At 44.1% G+C, this 15,727-nt stretch carries 11 protein-coding genes and 2 pseudogenes; 3 read left to right on the plus strand and 10 right to left on the minus strand.

All coding sequences use genetic code 11. The features are described from left to right. The first annotated feature begins 252 nt into the window (after window positions 1-252). Entirely contained in the window at window positions 253-1,026 is a 774-nt protein-coding gene (gene gloB / locus EWV68_RS04860) for a hydroxyacylglutathione hydrolase (RefSeq protein ID WP_061431012.1), read from the plus strand. 140 nt (window positions 1,027-1,166) lie between these two features. Here gloB and adhE read toward each other — a convergent pair whose 3' ends face one another. The 7 genes and pseudogenes from adhE to EWV68_RS04895 form a co-directional block, all read right to left on the minus strand. Then, entirely contained in the window at window positions 1,167-3,833 is a 2,667-nt protein-coding gene (gene adhE, locus EWV68_RS04865; protein ID WP_287168997.1) for a bifunctional acetaldehyde-CoA/alcohol dehydrogenase, read from the minus strand. Window positions 3,834-4,297: 464 nt separating this feature from the next. Continuing rightward, window positions 4,298-4,810, minus strand: a pseudogene (locus EWV68_RS21815) (hypothetical protein). Then, complete coding sequence (locus EWV68_RS04875; protein WP_287169000.1) at window positions 4,807-5,274, minus strand: AAA family ATPase; 468 nt, start codon at window positions 5,272-5,274, stop codon at window positions 4,807-4,809. The pseudogene EWV68_RS21815 and the gene EWV68_RS04875 overlap by 4 nt, the downstream one beginning before the upstream one ends. 78 nt (window positions 5,275-5,352) lie before the next feature. Continuing rightward, window positions 5,353-6,147: an ATP-binding protein gene (locus EWV68_RS04880; protein ID WP_287169001.1), complete on the minus strand. Its 795-nt coding sequence runs from the start codon at window positions 6,145-6,147 to the stop codon at window positions 5,353-5,355. A gap of 102 nt (window positions 6,148-6,249) precedes the next feature. Beyond that, window positions 6,250-8,955 (minus strand): phycobilisome rod-core linker polypeptide, encoded by a 2,706-nt coding sequence (locus EWV68_RS04885; protein ID WP_287169002.1) that lies wholly within the window; start codon window positions 8,953-8,955, stop codon window positions 6,250-6,252. A gap of 174 nt (window positions 8,956-9,129) precedes the next feature. Next, window positions 9,130-9,468 carry a divalent-cation tolerance protein CutA gene (gene cutA / locus EWV68_RS04890; protein WP_061431015.1) on the minus strand — a complete coding sequence of 113 codons (339 nt, stop codon included), beginning with the start codon at window positions 9,466-9,468 and terminating at the stop codon, window positions 9,130-9,132. A gap of 194 nt (window positions 9,469-9,662) precedes the next feature. Then, complete coding sequence (locus EWV68_RS04895; RefSeq protein WP_287169003.1) at window positions 9,663-10,370, minus strand: Crp/Fnr family transcriptional regulator; 708 nt, start codon at window positions 10,368-10,370, stop codon at window positions 9,663-9,665. Window positions 10,371-10,425: 55 nt separating this feature from the next. Between EWV68_RS04895 and EWV68_RS04900 the strand changes: the two genes are divergently transcribed. Together EWV68_RS04900 and EWV68_RS04905 are read left to right on the plus strand one after the other, a co-directional pair. Next, window positions 10,426-11,625: an acetate and sugar kinases/Hsc70/actin family protein gene (locus tag EWV68_RS04900; RefSeq protein ID WP_287169004.1), complete on the plus strand. Its 1,200-nt coding sequence runs from the start codon at window positions 10,426-10,428 to the stop codon at window positions 11,623-11,625. A gap of 833 nt (window positions 11,626-12,458) precedes the next feature. Continuing rightward, window positions 12,459-12,797 (plus strand): annotated as a pseudogene (locus EWV68_RS04905) (ARC6/PARC6 family protein); the annotation flags it as partial. Between the two features lie 142 nt (window positions 12,798-12,939). Here the strand turns inward: EWV68_RS04905 and rsgA are convergent. The 3 genes from rsgA to dnaJ all read right to left on the minus strand — a co-directional run bounded on the left by rsgA (window position 12,940) and on the right by dnaJ (window position 15,569). Beyond that, window positions 12,940-14,016 (minus strand): small ribosomal subunit biogenesis GTPase RsgA, encoded by a 1,077-nt coding sequence (gene rsgA, locus EWV68_RS04910; RefSeq protein WP_287169006.1) that lies wholly within the window; start codon window positions 14,014-14,016, stop codon window positions 12,940-12,942. Next, the gene (locus tag EWV68_RS04915; RefSeq protein ID WP_002792863.1) at window positions 14,017-14,238 is read right to left on the minus strand and encodes a sulfurtransferase TusA family protein; all 222 of its coding nucleotides are present in this window, start codon (window positions 14,236-14,238) and stop codon (window positions 14,017-14,019) included. It abuts the gene before it with no gap. Window positions 14,239-14,444: 206 nt separating this feature from the next. Then, window positions 14,445-15,569, minus strand: a complete 1,125-nt coding sequence (dnaJ, locus tag EWV68_RS04920; RefSeq protein ID WP_002795599.1) for a molecular chaperone DnaJ — start codon at window positions 15,567-15,569, stop codon at window positions 14,445-14,447. Window positions 15,570-15,727: the final 158 nt, after the last annotated feature.

The raw sequence follows: 15,727 nt of genomic DNA on the forward strand, positions 1-15,727 counted from the left end.
TCGGTAAGAATAGGCTTTTTCCATACCTCACATTTTAGCATATATTTCGTAAACGATGCTCATATTTAACAGTAAAGCCGTCGTAGAACGACGGGGTTTCAGACCCAAATTTTCGATGACACTTTTATTATAGTTATTATTCTACATCGGCCATATTTAAGATTTTGTCCCAGTGGTTGAGGTTTCTAGCCTGATTTCTCAAAGATGCTGCTATAGGTATGATCGAGTTAAACCTTAGCCCAAGATTCTACCATGGAGATCGAACGTCTTAACGCCCTTTCCGATAATTATATTTTCCTCCTCTACGATCGAGCGCAAAAAATCGCGGCCGTGGTGGATCCGGCGGAACCTGAACCGGTTTTCAGGCGATTAGAGGCTTTACAGGTGGATTTAGTCGCTATTTTCAATACCCATCACCACGGCGACCATGTGGGGGCTAATCAGGCTTTAATTAATCGTTATCCCCATCTTTGTGTTTATGGGGGAAAGGAGGATCGCGGTCGCATTCCGGGCCAGCAGCTGTTTTTAGAGGAGGGGGACCGAGTGGAATTTGCCGGTCGCTGGGCCGAGGTTTTCTTTGTCCCCGGCCACACTCGCGGCCATATTGCCTATTATTTTCCCCCGGTTAACCCCGGAGATTACGGCGAGTTATTCTGTGGTGATACCCTGTTTTCGGGGGGTTGTGGTCGTTTATTTGAGGGAACACCGGGGCAAATGGTGGCTTCTTTAACTAAATTGCGATCGCTGCCTGACCAGACCAGGGTTTGGTGCGCTCACGAATATACGTTAAATAATTTAAAGTTTGCCTTGACAGTTGACCCTAATAATGCAGCTCTGCAACAGCGTTATCGGGAAGTGGAGAAAAATCGCGCTCAAGATCTTCCCACGATTCCGGCAATTTTGGGGACGGAAAAGCTGACTAATCCTTTTTTGCGTTGGGATAGTCCCGCTTTGGCCATGACCATGGATAGCAGCGAACCAGTACAAGTGTTTGCACGGCTGCGGGGGAAAAAAGATAATTTTTAAGTAGTGGCTAAGTAGGGTTTGCTGAAAAAGTTTTTCGTGGGGGCAGGGTGTGGGGTGTGGGGTGTAGGGTGTAGGGTGTAGGGTTGATTCATGAATCAACCCTACTAGGGGGTAGGGGGGATCAAAGGCAAAATCTATCTCTACAAGCTCAAGGGTTGCGGATCTAACTTCAAATCGGCAAGACTGACATCACCGTGACCATTTACCGCCACCTCTAGGGGCAAATTGCCGTGATAAGCTTGGATTAACAGGGTTTTTAAGTCCTCGATCAGGGGATAACGGGGATTGGCTCCGGTACACTGATCATCGAAAGCTTGTTCGGCTAAATGGTCTAATTTGGCCATAAATTCGGCTTCAGTTTCGGGAATTACCTCTTTGATACTGGCCGGAATACCGATTTCCCGTTTTAAACATTCGATCGCTAATACCAATCTTTCCACACTTTCGGTCTCGCTTTCTCCTCCCAATCCCAGAGAATGAGCGATCCTGGCATAGCGCCACTTCACGTTAGGATATTTGTACTGAGAGAAGGTAGCCTGTTTAAAGGGGGCATCGGTGGCATTATAGAGGATGACGTGGGAAATCATCAAGGCATTGGCCAGACCGTGGGGAATGTGGAAAATGGCCCCCAATTGGTGGGCCATGGAGTGACAGATGCCTAAAAAGCCATTAGCGAAGGCCATTCCGGCCATTGTCGCCGCATAATGGACTTTTTCCCGCGCTTTCGGGTCTTTAGCTCCGTTATGATAGGAACTGGGCAAGTATTTAAACAGCAGTCGGATGGCATCTTGAGCAAGAGCATTGGTGTACTCTGAGGCTAAAACCGAGACGTAGGCCTCAAGAGCGTGAGTTAAAGCGTCAATTCCGCCGTAGGCTGTTAATTTTTTCGGCATATTTAGCACTAATTCCGGATCGACAATTGCCATGCTGGGAGTTAGGGCATAATCTGCCAGAGGATACTTAATATTATTACGGCGATCGGTCACGACGGCGAAGGGAGTCACTTCTGATCCTGTTCCCGAAGTGGTGGGAATACACACCATCAGAGCTTTTTCGCCTAAAGGGGGCAATTCATAGACTCGTTTGCGGATATCCATAAAACGCATGGCCAAGCTCTCGAATTCTATCTCTGGGTGCTCGTAGAGTAGCCACATAATTTTAGCGGCATCCATGGGGGAACCGCCACCGATAGCGATAATTACATCGGGATTGAAGGTATTAATGACATTTAACCCCCGTTCGACGGTTTCTAGGGAAGGATCGGGTTCCACATCATAAAAGATATTAATCGTGATGCCGATTTCTTCTAAAACTTCCTCTAAAGGTGCGGTAACTCCTAGGTCAAAAAGAGGTTTATCGGTGACAATAAAGGCCCGTTTTTTGCCGGCTAATTCCCGAATAGCGATCGGTAATGACCCGTATTTAAAATATACTTTTGGTGGTACTCGGAACCAAAGCATATTTTCCCGGCGCTCGGCCACGGTTTTAATATTTAATAGGTGGGTAGGTTCGACGTTTTCGCTGATGGAATTACCGCCCCAAGTGCCACAACCGAGGGTTAAACTAGGATCGAGACGGAAGTTATAGATATCACCGATCGCACCTTGGGAGGAAGGGGTATTAATTAATACCCGGGCCGTTTCTACGTTGTCTTCAAAGCGTTTAATATGTTCCCGATTTGAGGGTGCGGTATAAAGCACGGCCGTATGACCTCGACCCGCAAATAAGACCAGTTTTTCGGCTTTTTTCACCCCATCTTCAAAGTCTTTCGCTCGGTACATAGCTAAAATTGGCGAGAGTTTTTCGTAGGAAAATGGTTCCTCTAAACCAATATTTTCTACTTCTCCGATTAGTAATCTTGTATCTTCTGGAACAGAAATTCCCGCTATGTCGGCTAATTTTTCCACTGGTTGCCCGACGATATCGGGGTTAATATGACCATCTTTTAGGAGAATCCCGACGACTTTTTCCCTTTCTTCGGGGGAAAGAAGATAGGCCCCGCGATCAATAAATTCCTGTCGAACTTCTTCATAGATGCTATCGACAACGATTACCGATTGTTCGGAGGCGCAAATCATGCCGTTATCGAAGGTTTTACTGAGAATAATCGAGGAAACGGCCATTTTTATATGAGCGGTTTCGTCAATTAAAGCGGGGGTATTGCCGGCACCGACTCCTAAGGAAGGTCTTCCCGAAGAATAGGCCGCTTTTACCATACCAGGACCGCCGGTAGCGAGGATTAAATTAATGCTGGGATGTTGCATTAATGCTTGGGAAAGTTCCACCGATGGCTGATCGATCCAACCAATAATACCGGCCGGCGCACCCGCTTTGACGGCCGCTTCCAAGACAATTTTGGCCGCCGCGATGGTGCAGTCTTTCGCTCGCGGATGGGGGGAAAAAATGATGCCGTTGCGGGTTTTCAGGGCAATTAGGGCTTTAAAAATGGCTGTAGAGGTGGGATTTGTGGTGGGTACGATCCCCGCTAAAATGCCCACGGGTTCGGCGATTTTTTGCAATCCAAAGGATTTATCTTCTTCGATAATGCCGCAGGTTTTGCTGTGTTTATACTTGTTGTAGATGATTTCTGAGGCAAAATGGTTTTTAATCACTTTATCCTCTATTACCCCCATCCCTGTCTCTTGTACGGCCATTTTAGCCAGGGGAATGCGAGCGTTGTTAGCTGCTAATGCCGCTTTTTTGAAGATAAGATCTACTTGTTCTTGGCTATAGTTGGCAAATTGTTGTTGAGCTTTTTTTACCTGTTGAATCAGTTCTTCTAGCTCTTGTCTATTGGTAACTGTCATAACAATTTTGTCGAAAAAATTAGGCATTTTATTCTACTCTAGCGTTTTTCGGCAGGGGATTCGCTTAATCTTGGGATTTTCTTTATAGTTTCCTAAGCATTGGTATTATAGGATACTAATCCTAAATCCATTGAGTATAGGTAACATATGAGGACAGACACTCATGCAAGAGGCACTCATGCAAAGGGGAGAATAAATAATCAGTTTTTAATAACTGGATTTAGTATAAATTAGGATTGACCAGTACCTAGAAAAAGTTTGAGGACAGAGACTCAATGATCAAGTTACCAGAAATTCAAGCTGGTGTTCGAGAAGCTGGTTCTATTCCGCACTCCTTGAGTGAAAAGTTTAAAGTTGATCACAGCTTGGCAACGGATTCAGGGTGAGATTCAACATCAAACTAGGATATCTCTAAACTCTAAAAAATCAATATCTTCAGAGCCACCGAATCAAAGAGAATTAAATCAGTCAATTTTGATGATACTTTGAATGATTAATCTAAACCCAGTTTCTTGGCGAAATTTTTCCATCCTCTCCTGTTGTGAAGTCTGAAAGTTAGGCTTTTTGTTATTAGCAATGTAGGCTTTTCTAGATGAATAATCCTCTATACCATGATTTTCAATAAATACCCGAATTGTGTTTCTTAGTTGCTTTTATCCGTCTCCTACCCACCCCGAATTTTTCCCCTTTCGTTCTTTTAATTCTACAAAAATCAAACAATTGGCATAGGTCAGCATTCCATCACAGCGTTTATCCATGCCACCACTACCATCGACTTTTCTAATTTCAATACATTTATCAATAGCGGTAAATGTCACTTCAATTTCTTGAGAGTTTTCCACAATAGCAATCCAATCCCTGGGATTTTCTGTATCTAAATAAGCGGGAGTTTCTGGGGGAGGTGGCCGATCACAAATTCCAAATTTATGCCGATGGGTTTGACTCTGACATTTTTTATCAAAGAAATTGATCTTCATAACTGTTCTTCGATTTCTAGTAAATCATCAAAAAGCTGATTTGTCTCTCCTAGGGAAAGATTGAGATAATTTTCATCAGAAGGTAAACCCTTATATGTAGCAAGTTCTCGGATTTCTCCTTGCTCTGTTAATTCATATACAATAGCATCTTCTGCCGCTATACAAGAGGCTTTCGGGACAATTTGGTTGAGCTTTTCTTGGAGATAATCGGCGTTAGAAATCGCTGATGATAGGATTTTTTTGATAACTTTATCTGCTTTGATAGCTAGGGTTAGATCGTTGATAATATAAGGACTATGAGTAGTTAAAATGAGTTTATTTCCTTGAGTTAAATTGACAAATTCAAATAATTTATATAAAATCTTTTTCTGAGATTGGGGAAATAGATTCTGCTCGATTTCTTCCACAATATTTACAAAACACTCATTGCGGTATTTAGAAGATATAGCGTTTCCCAATCTCATGAGGTACACCAAAATCTTAACTCCTGACTCCTGACTCCTCAAAACCTAAGATTCTGTACCTCACAACTATGGGAATTGCTATAATACTTCTAGTGCCGCCTTTTTTAGGTCATCGGAAAGATTATCATTAGAGATAATTTTCTCGATTTCCATTTTTAATCTTTTTTGCTCCTCTCCACTGAGTTCATTGCGGGAAGTTTCTTGAGTTCGATTAATCGATAAAGCAATATTTCGAGAAACGAGAAATAAAGGAACAAAAGACTGAAAACCACTGGAAGCTTCTGATAGATTTAGTTTATAATCACTACCCACAATCTTGGCCAGTCTATTGAGTTTATCAAATTCCAATTTAACCTCACCTACTGGCAAAGTCAAACTGCCAGATAATTCCTGTTGTGAGCGATCCAATTCTTCCCAGAAAGTATATAATGATTCTGGCAGTCCTTTGAGTTTTTCTGGCCATCTTACTGCACTCAAAAAGTTTCGCTCTGCTGGTACATACATAATTTTTGGTACTCGATACTTTGAATTATCAGTACGCTCGATCGATAATTTAGCATTTTCAAAACTAATTCGATAAACATCTCCATTGTATTCAATTTGAGTTTCGGGTAAAAAGTAATTGGTTAAATTTTGGTATTGACAAAAAGATTTAACAAAACGCTTATATTTAGTCACATATTTTTCCTCTAAATCCCCACGATATAGAGCTTTTTCCAACCAGCTTAATGTTGATATTAATTTAGCAATGCTACTTTTTCCAGTTCCTTGATTACCGATAAAAATCGTTACTTTCCGAACGTCGATAAAACCATCATTTTCTAGTAAACCCGCCTTAATTAGACCGAAGTTTTTAACTTTAATTTGGCTCATTGTTATCCCCTTGATTGACGATAATAAATTTTGGGCAGTAATTTGTCCTGAAAAAAAAGCTCGTGTTGAACACGAGCTAAATTAACTAACTTCAAGGACTAATTAGCCACCGACTTTAACTACCGGTTTAAAACTGGGAACCACCAGTTCACTATCCTGTTTAGTCAGCTTATTGTATAAGCGTTCCGTATTGGGGAAATTAGCGGCTGGTAGAGTCGGGAAACGACGATAGGGAACCGTATCTTCACCAAATAATTGTAGGTATTCCATGCTATTAACCATGGCACCAATAAAGGCCTTTAATCCCTTAGTTGCCAGAATTTGGTTATATTTCTGGATTTCTTTTTGATTCAAGGGAGCGCGACCTAAGAAGTGCTTGGTTCCCAATTCAATTACTTTCGTATTCGGATAGGGAGCATAGAATTCTTTCAGGTAAAGATCCGAACAACCTAAACCCTCAATAAACTCTTTCACCGTGATCTCAGCATTGCTTAATTTACTCTCTAAAGCGGTAAATTCGGCATTGATGATATAGGGTTCGAGATCCCGTTCAAAAATCTGACGATAGGCGGCGCGAACAGTATTTTGTACGGCAACTTTATCCAGATTAGTTAACAGTTTAAAGATCTTAGTTTGTTCCCGTTGAACCGTGACACCTTGACCGACACGAGATTGAATATCGGGTTCAGTGCGAATCGAACTCGAAGGTGTACCCAATTCAATAAAGCGCGGGGTTTCCTCTTTATCAACTCTTTGGCCGATATCTTCGCGGAGATTGCCCAAACGCACCATCCGTAACTGCATCCCTTGGGGAGTTAGATAGCGCTCGTAGGGAACCGTATCTTCACCAAAAGCTTCCGTATATTCAGGACTGTCGATCAGAGCATCGATTAAAGCATAGAAGCCTTTTTTCGAGCAAAGATCGAAGTATTGATTCATTTCCTGACGACCGTAGGTGGGACGACCGAGCAGACGACGGTGAATATATTCGATCGCTTTCACCACATAGAGAGGAGTCCAGTAGATTTTCCGGAAAGCCTCGGATTTAGCTAGGGTTTTGATAAACTCGCGCAGAGTAATATCGCCATTTTCTAACTTAATCTCGGCCACGGATAAACGCTGACCTTCGTAGGGCATTCGACCGAAAACCTGACGATAAGCCGCTAAAATCACTCTTTGGGTGGAACTTTCGCCAAATTTAACGCTTACTCCATTGCTAGAACCGGGTAACTCGTTATTGAGACGGAAAACTTTCGGTCCCAAAGTACCGGGGAATTCACCTCGGGCGCCGGGGTTACTATTTTGGTTATTAGTGGCAGGTCCGCGGTGGATGAGGATACGTTTGGTATCTTTACCGAAGGGAGCGGGACTAGAACTAGGTTCGCGGGTTTCTTTCGGGAAAATTGCCCCAAATTGGATTTCTAGGGGATCATTTCCGGAACCGTAAACGTGCTGATCCGGTAAGGGGCGATCGTATTTAGCAAAGGTGGTGATAAATTGGGGAACTTTGCGGAAAGGTGCGCTGTAGTTAAACAGGTCGATCTGCATCCCCCAGTTGCGACATTCCTGCGCTTCTGCACCCAAACCCCGGAGATAGGGAACGGTTTCTTCGCCGAAATAGTCGGAATATTCCTGAGAATCGACTAAAGCATCGATTAACGCCGCTAAACCGCCGCTAGAGACGATCGAGAAGTATTTCTGCACTTCTTCCCGGGAGGAAGGACCGCGACCGAGGAAATGACGGAAAGCCAATTCTAGAGCGCGACTATTGATAAAAGGTTCAAAGAACTGTTTACGATAGAGAGGCGATTTACCGAGACGACGGACAAATTCTTTCATCGAGATGTCGCCGTTTTTCACCTTCGATTCTAGGTCAGAAATGGACTGACTATAGGCGCGGGTGATGTCCCGTTCAAAAATTTGTCTGTAGGCGGCCTTGATAATCGCAGATTTTTCCGACTCCGATAAACCGGTTTTCATGACAAACTTTTGCCGTTTTTCGGCGGCGTTGTAGTAGCTTTGGGGAAGACTTAAACCCTGTTGGTCACTACTGGGACGCTGACGCAGTTTATTAGAGGGGGTGGGGGCTTTTAATTCCCCCAGTAGGATATTGAAATAGTCACTGATTAAAGTGGCCGCATCCTTGTCTCTTTGGAAATACTCGATCGAAGCGGCCCGCATTTCTTGCAGGGCCACGATGGTGGCATCAATAGAACAGGCATTTTCGAGAACTTCCCTTAAACCGCGGGTATTAACGATCAGGATACTGGTATCACCGGCCACGATCGCGTATGTAATATAACGCAGGAACCAGGATAAATCCCGGAGGGACTTCTGCATATTGCTCGGACCGTAACGAGAGACGTTAATCGGTCGGAATCCGGGGGGAATTGGGCCGCTAGAGGCGAAAATCCCCTTTAAGCCCCCGAGGAAACCACCACCGCCACCAGACCCGCTTTCAGCGTAGGTAACGGTTCCTAATTTCATCCCTTCCTGGACGTTGATCACTTTACCCGCACCCACCAGGGCCAATTCTTCCACGGGGGGTTTTTCTAGGTAAGCCATGGGGGAACCGCCGGTAAAAATCCGGTTAGCTGCCCGTGAGACGATCAGATCGGAGTTCCGGGTGAGCGTTTGGGCAATATCTAAGCGCTTGCTCCCCGATTGGAAGTAGGCGATCAGTTCATTGAGTTCGGGTTTATCGAGAAAGCGGTCTTGTTGTTCTGCTTGGGTAATGGCAGATACTGGGACGGTTTGATAGAGTTGGGGACGCGCTAAGGAGCTGCCACCGCTTGCCTTAAGACTCATTGGATTTTAACTATCTCCCTTGACGATGTGCTGAGTTCTCCAATCGTGGAGGCGATCGGTCTTAAAACCAGATGTTTAAAAATTTAATCAGCATCTAGATTAAAACTTTTTGCGCTTCCTGAGATAGTTTATTAAGAATTATATAGATTTTTTTCGCTAAACTTACCGATCAGTCTATTCCGACACCCCACCTGTATGGGAGGCTAACCAGTCTAAATAGGTCTGAGAACCCGCCACAATCGGTAAAGCGATGATTTCTGGGACTGCATAGGTATGAAGTTCCTGTATCTTCGCCGATAACTGCTCAAACTGCTTTAAATCGCTTTTAATCGCTAATTGCCATTCGCTCTCGTTTTCAATCTGTCCCTGCCAACGATAAATGGAACGAATCGGGTAAATACTGACACAAGCTGCCAAGCGCTCGTTAAGTAAGGCGATCGCTAAGTTTTCCGCTTCCGTTTCGCTGGTTGTTGTCACCAGCACCAATCCAAAACCGGTTAATCTTTCAGTCATAAGTAATCGTGCAAAATAAATTTCCTAGTGAAGATAGGCACTCATGCAATAGGCAAAAGGCAATAGGCAATAGGCAAAAGGAGGAATAGATAATCAGTCTTTAATAACTGGATTTAGTATGATAACTGATAACTGATAACTGATAACTGATAACTGATAACTGATAACTGATAACTGATAACTGATCACTGAATTTAGGTGATCACTTTTTCTAAAGCGACCAGATCGGGAATACAGAGGGATTCCTGCTGTCTTTGAATCAGTCCTTTTTTGTGCAATTTGGTCAAGGAGCGGGTCACGGTTTCCCGGGCCAGGCCACTAATACTACTCAATTCCCGGTGAGGTAAATTGGGAATTACTGTACCCTGGCAGCTTTTTTCTCCTTGACCTTCGGCTAAAAAGAGTAAAGTATCGGCGACTCTGGAGAGACTATCGGCCTCCCGTAAACGTAAACGCCGGTTAAGTTGACGCAAACGCTTGGCCATTAACTGAGAAAGACGAATTCCCGCTAAAGGTTCCGATTTGAGCAGATTAACAAAATCTTGGGCGGGAATACTGCTAATTGTGGCCGTGGTTAAGGTGATAGCATCGGTGGAGCGGGGAGATTCTTCTAAAGCGGCCATTTCTCCGAGTATTTCCCCTTTACCTAGGATATTTAAGGTGACTTCTTTACCCTCGATATCGTAAGTACGAATTTTCACCCAACCATCCAGAATAAAGTAAACCGAACCACCCCAATCATTTTCTAATAAAATCGCCCGATTAGCAGGATGAGTGCGGGTGACAGCATGAGAAGCAACTTGATCGAGGGTTTCAGGGGGCAAACCGACCAATAAAGTGGCTGTATCTAATAATTTTTGAATCTCTGCTGATTTTTCCGCCGGATAGCGTTTTTCTTCCATGGTTTAATATTTAAATTTTGTTGGTTTTAGACAGTTGATTCTAGAATGGAAAGTTGTGGGTATTTTTAATTATCCAGTGACCGATAAACAGGACTTTTCCTCCCTACTGACCGAGATCGATCGGATTCTTGCCAAGGTGATTTCCTCTCTAGTTAACCCGCAAGAAGTTACTTCCGAGACAATTATCGCCACTCGTCAACAATTAGAATCGGCCAGAGCGCTGCTTTCTCCCTTATTGTTGCCCGATCCAACCCCTGAAGTTGCGCGTTGGTCCCTGGGAATGGCGGTGCAACCAGAGGGAGTCAAAGTTGTCTTTTTTCGGGAAAGCCAGGGACTGATCGATTTTTATCCTCTTTCTTGGAGTCTGGCAACGGGAACAAGCGATCTCTTACCCTGCTCTCAGGTGGAAGAATATCTAATTAGTTGGCTATCTAATCGGGATTTTAGCACCGATTCTTGGCTCTGGGAAGCCCTAGATCGATTAGAAGCTATTATTATCACCGATGACGGGGAAACCCCCACGGATGACCTGAAAAAAGCCCTTCTCACAGCGCAACTAATACCCCCCGATCGCCTATCTAGTCTAGAAACAGCGCTCGCTACTGCGCTGGCCCATATTCCCACTAGCGATCAACCCCAACCCCAAACCCTACTGGTGATCGAAGGTAAACGAGAGACCACCACTTTAGCAATAGTGGAAGTCCCACCGCAAACTCGCTCTTTATCCCGTCAAGCGATCGCTCTGAGCCATTTTAACTACGGGGAAAACACCTATGAACAGGCCATACTCTCTCACTTAATTTATCCTCTCTGGCGTTCTTTTTTGCCTCTTTCCCGCTTCGATCTCACCGATACTAATCCCTTAAAAAAATCTTTACTGGCAGCCGCTAGATTAACCAAATTAATCCTTCAAGAAGAAAGCGAATTTACCTCCTCTCTAGCTGGTCATACTTGGACGGTCAGTCGCACCGATTTAAATAAGAAGGTCATTATACCATATATAGATAATTTAAGACAAAAAGTTAATGATTTGTTAGAAAAACAGCAAAAAAGTCTTGAAGATATCGATCGAATAATTTTTAGCGGTAATTTTTTCTTAACCATTTGGCCTTATTTTCTAACAGAAATACAGCAAGAATTTGCCGGTTGCAATCTAGAGGCCCCCAGTCAGGAAACCTTCTCACCAGCAATCTTGGGTTTGGGTCGTCTCTGTTTATTTTCGGCTCTTAGAGGTGAGAAGGTCAATAATGCTTAAAAAAATCAACCTCAGTAGTAAAACGTAGGGTGCGTTAGACGGCCAAAATTGCTGCTTTGACTTGAAGGTAACAATCCGTCGTAACGCACCACCTATCATCAACTAAGTAGCCGGTTACAATTAAAGATAAAATACAAAGAACCAGAACCCTGTCCCACTATCTCACAATTAATTGAGATTACTTACTTAACCGGTGCGTGGGGCGCAGATTGCTAATTTTGTTTTTTTATTCAAGGTTATTGCCGCAAACACGCCCCCGACATTATTGCTAAATGTTAATTTTTATTACAGGATTCAACATTTGTGAGTTTAGAGAGAGTTAAAAATAACTTTTGTCGGGATGCTTTTGTTAATGATGGTAATATTCAGGTAGCAACTTTTAGTAACTTAAATCGCGCTCAAGAGTGACAAAAGCACCTAATTAAATACTTTAATCAAGTTAAAATTACCCAAGGTGTCATCGATACCTCACCCAGTCCTGAAGCTGTCTATTCCCCCAGTCCTGAACCCGTCTATTCACCTGTTCCTCAACAGACAGTTAACTCTATTTCTCGTTCAGAAGCGGTGGATTTAATCGAGCGCTGGTTAAAGGCAAAAAGAGATATTTTCGGTCCCTCCTATCAAACCTATTTAGGGTCTGCTGAATAAATCTAAAAACCTTGTTGGATAAGACTTTTGGACTTTTTTCCCCTCAAAAAGTGCCAGCCATTGCGGGGATCGGGGGGAAAATTCCTGGACTTTTTCCCTGAACACCCCACACCCCACTCCCACGATGTCGGGGGGGTTGGGGGGGCCACACCCTGCCACCACCGAAAAGCTTTTTCAGCAAGCCCTATTTAGGAGAAGAATTACTTACAGGTAAAGCTTATAATGACAAAATAAAGCGCTCTGATGGTCAAGAAAGTTCTTCCGAATGGTTAGCTAATAATGGTGCTTATTATATCTATGGAGTTCAGAGAATAGATTCAGTTAATAATTTTACATCCTCTGGTGATCAAGCTACAGTTGATGTGGTGGTTACTGAAGAAAGAACACTCTATAACAGTCAGGGTAAAATTGATCAAAAGAATAGTGGTTTAAGTACCTTATTGGTTCGCTATAATCTTGAAAATGACGAGGGAACATGGAAAATAGCCAACTCTAGAACTCTTAAAAATTTAGTTCGTAGATAAGTTTAATTAATTCCAAAAGGGCGAGAATAAAAATCAAAAATAGTTCAGATAAAAACCCATAGATACAATCATTGCTGTTAAATTTTCATCTTTAGACAGTATTTATAAAGCAATCCTGAAGATAAAGACAACCTAACCGATTCTATTCAGAATCATCATTATAAATATCTTGGAGAGTTTTATTTTCGTAGCGTTCCTGATCTTGATTTTTGCCGCGACGGGAAGGACGACGATATTTTTTATTAGCTAATTTGGGTTCGTAGGTTTCTTGACCTGCTTCTTTAATTTTTAACTTTAAACTTGACTCTTTTGTGCTAGTTTTCTGCAATGACTGTTCCCGTGCGAGCGCCTCTTCTAAAAACTCTAAATAATGTTGGTAACGTTCCCAATCTCCCCTAACCACACAGTTAGGTTCCCGACGATGAGTACAATCATTAAATTGACAATTTCCCAAAGCTAAACGCTCTCTCACTTCCGGAAAATAAAAAGTTAATTGTTCCGGTGAACAGTTAATATCCGGTTGGTTAAACCCCGGACTATCGGCCAATAAACCCCGATTTGGTAAAGCAAATAACTCCACATGACGGGTAGTGTGACGACCTTTTTGCAGTTTTCCCGACACATCCCCCACCCGTTGATTAATCTCAGGAATTAGACAATTAATTAAACTCGATTTTCCCACTCCCGATGGACCGGCCAAGAGAGTAATTTTATGGTTTAATTGTGCCAATAAAGCCTCAAATCCCCGATTTTTCTCCACACTGACAAAAAAGGGCCGGTATCCCCAACTATCTAGGCGATCGCCCCAGAGTTCTATTTGTTCCGGTTCCCCCAGATCGATTTTATTGACACAGACGGCAATTTCTAAGCCTGTGGACTCGGCTTTTACCAAAAAACGACTGATCAGCCAAGGATCGAGGACGGGTTCAGCAAGGGCAAAAACTAGCAAAATCTGCTCGATATTGGCAACGGCCGGCCGATCGATCTCGGTACTGCGGGGGAGGACTTCTGCGATTGCACCCTGTTGATCGCCAAAATTGGCTTCCTCCACGCGCACCCGATCACCAACCATCACCGACTGACCGATTTTCTGCAAGCGAGCGCGACGGGTACAGAGGAGATTCTCGCCCATAACGGGAGAATCCAAGCGCACCTGATAGAAATTCGCCTGTACGGCCACCACTGTGCCGTATAAACCGGTTAATTGTGCATCTACCATTTAGGAATCGGGGCGATAGACTTTGAGAACAAAAAAGCTATCTCGGTCCTCGATCGATTCTATCTGATAACCCTCCACTGTCAGGCTAGTGGGAACCTGTTCGATCGGTTCCCCGGCATCTAACCAGACTTCCAACCGTTCCCCGGCGGGCATTTTCTCTAATTGCAATTTTGTCCGGACAAAATTAATTGGGCAGGGAGTGCCGCGCAGGTCTAAAGTCATAGTTATTTAGGGTTTCCTGAAAAAGTTTCTCCTGGGGGCAGGTTGTAGGGTGTGGGGTGTGGGGTGTGGGGTGTGGGGTGTGGGGTGTGGGGAGAATAAATAAAATAATCTCCTATCTCCTGACTCCTGACTCCTGAATACTGCCGACCGCCGACCGCCCCCTGCCTCCGTTATCCGACAAGATTTTTAGATTTATTCAGCCTGCCCTATTTATGGAAGATATTACCCAAAAATCCCTCGATGCCGCCTTTCCCCACGGTTTCCCCGCGAACTTTTGCTAATTTTTCCAGCAATTCCCGTTCTTCTCCGGTGACACGGGTAGGAATCGAGATTTTAACGGTAATGCGATGATCACCGCGGCTGACGGGATTGCCTAATTTGGGAACCCCTTTATTTTCTAAAATCAGTACGGTGTTCGGTTGAGTACCGGCAGGGATAGTCAGGTCTTCTTGGCCATCTACCGTATTAACTTTGATGGTACATCCTAAAATCGCTTGGATATAGCTAATCGTGATATCCGATTTAATATCATTACCTTCCCGTTGAAATTCTGCATCTGTTTCCACGGTTAGATAAACGAATAAATCCCCCGGCGGCCCGCCTTTAAGTCCCGCGTCACCTTCCCGGGCAACGCGCAATTTCATGCCGTTGTCAACCCCCGCAGGAATGGTAATTTTCAGTTTTTTGGTTTCCTGTCTGCGTCCGGAACCGCCGCAAACATCGCATTTTTCCTCGATCACCTCTCCAGCACCGTCACAGGTGGGACAGACCGAAACTTGAGCAAAAGTACCGAAGGGAGTACGGGTGGCGCGACGCACCTGACCAGTACCACTGCAAGTAGTACAAGTGCGGGAACTGGTTCCTGGTCTGGCCCCACTGCCTTTACAGGTTTGACAGGTTTCCAGATGACGGATACGGATTTCCTTTTCGCCGCCAAAGACAGCCTCGCGGAATTTTAGTCTAAAATCGAGACGTAAATCCTCGCCCCGGGTAGGGCCTGTGCGTCGGCGGGCGGTTGCTTGGCCGCCCATGCCCCCGAAACCACTAAAGATTGTCTCAAAGATATCGGCGAAACCGCCCATATTGTCGGGATCAAAACCGGCAGCGCCCCCAGAAACCCCAGCTTCACCAAAGCGGTCATAACGATTGCGGGTTTCTGGTTCCGAGAGAATTTCGTAGGCGCGGTTAATTTCTTTGAAGTGTTCCTCGGCTCCTGGTTCTTTGTTAACATCGGGATGGTATTTTCGGGCGAGACGACGATAGGCGCGTTTGATGTCTTCTTTGCCGGCATCTCGCGAGACACCTAGAATTTCGTAGTAATCAGTGGGCATAGGGGACTATGGTTCTGCTGGCAATTTATAAATAAAGTTTAAGTCTAGTTGTTACTTTAACAAACTATACATAATAGTTTAGTTGGGTTATCCCTACTATTTTTTTGGTAAGGAAGTGGGGGAGTGGGGAAGTGGGGGAGTGGGGGAGTGGGGAAGTG

It is taken from the genome of Microcystis sp. M_QC_C_20170808_M9Col, from assembly GCF_007095495.1.
Lineage (GTDB): Bacteria > Cyanobacteriota > Cyanobacteriia > Cyanobacteriales > Microcystaceae > Microcystis > Microcystis aeruginosa.

Excerpts from the sequence above, each read along its gene's own strand:
- EWV68_RS04875 (WP_287169000.1), bottom strand. The coding sequence starts at position 5,274 with ATGAGATTGGGAAACGCTATATCTTCTAAATACCGCAATGAGTGTTTT.
- cutA (WP_061431015.1), bottom strand. The coding sequence starts at position 9,468 with ATGACTGAAAGATTAACCGGTTTTGGATTGGTGCTGGTGACAACAACC.
- gloB (WP_061431012.1), top strand. The coding sequence starts at position 253 with ATGGAGATCGAACGTCTTAACGCCCTTTCCGATAATTATATTTTCCTC.
- EWV68_RS04880 (WP_287169001.1), bottom strand. The coding sequence starts at position 6,147 with ATGAGCCAAATTAAAGTTAAAAACTTCGGTCTAATTAAGGCGGGTTTA.
- EWV68_RS04915 (WP_002792863.1), bottom strand. The coding sequence starts at position 14,238 with ATGACTTTAGACCTGCGCGGCACTCCCTGCCCAATTAATTTTGTCCGG.
- EWV68_RS04895 (WP_287169003.1), bottom strand. The coding sequence starts at position 10,370 with ATGGAAGAAAAACGCTATCCGGCGGAAAAATCAGCAGAGATTCAAAAA.
- EWV68_RS04885 (WP_287169002.1), bottom strand. The coding sequence starts at position 8,955 with ATGAGTCTTAAGGCAAGCGGTGGCAGCTCCTTAGCGCGTCCCCAACTC.
- rsgA (WP_287169006.1), bottom strand. The coding sequence starts at position 14,016 with ATGGTAGATGCACAATTAACCGGTTTATACGGCACAGTGGTGGCCGTA.
- dnaJ (WP_002795599.1), bottom strand. The coding sequence starts at position 15,569 with ATGCCCACTGATTACTACGAAATTCTAGGTGTCTCGCGAGATGCCGGC.
- adhE (WP_287168997.1), bottom strand. The coding sequence starts at position 3,833 with ATGACAGTTACCAATAGACAAGAGCTAGAAGAACTGATTCAACAGGTA.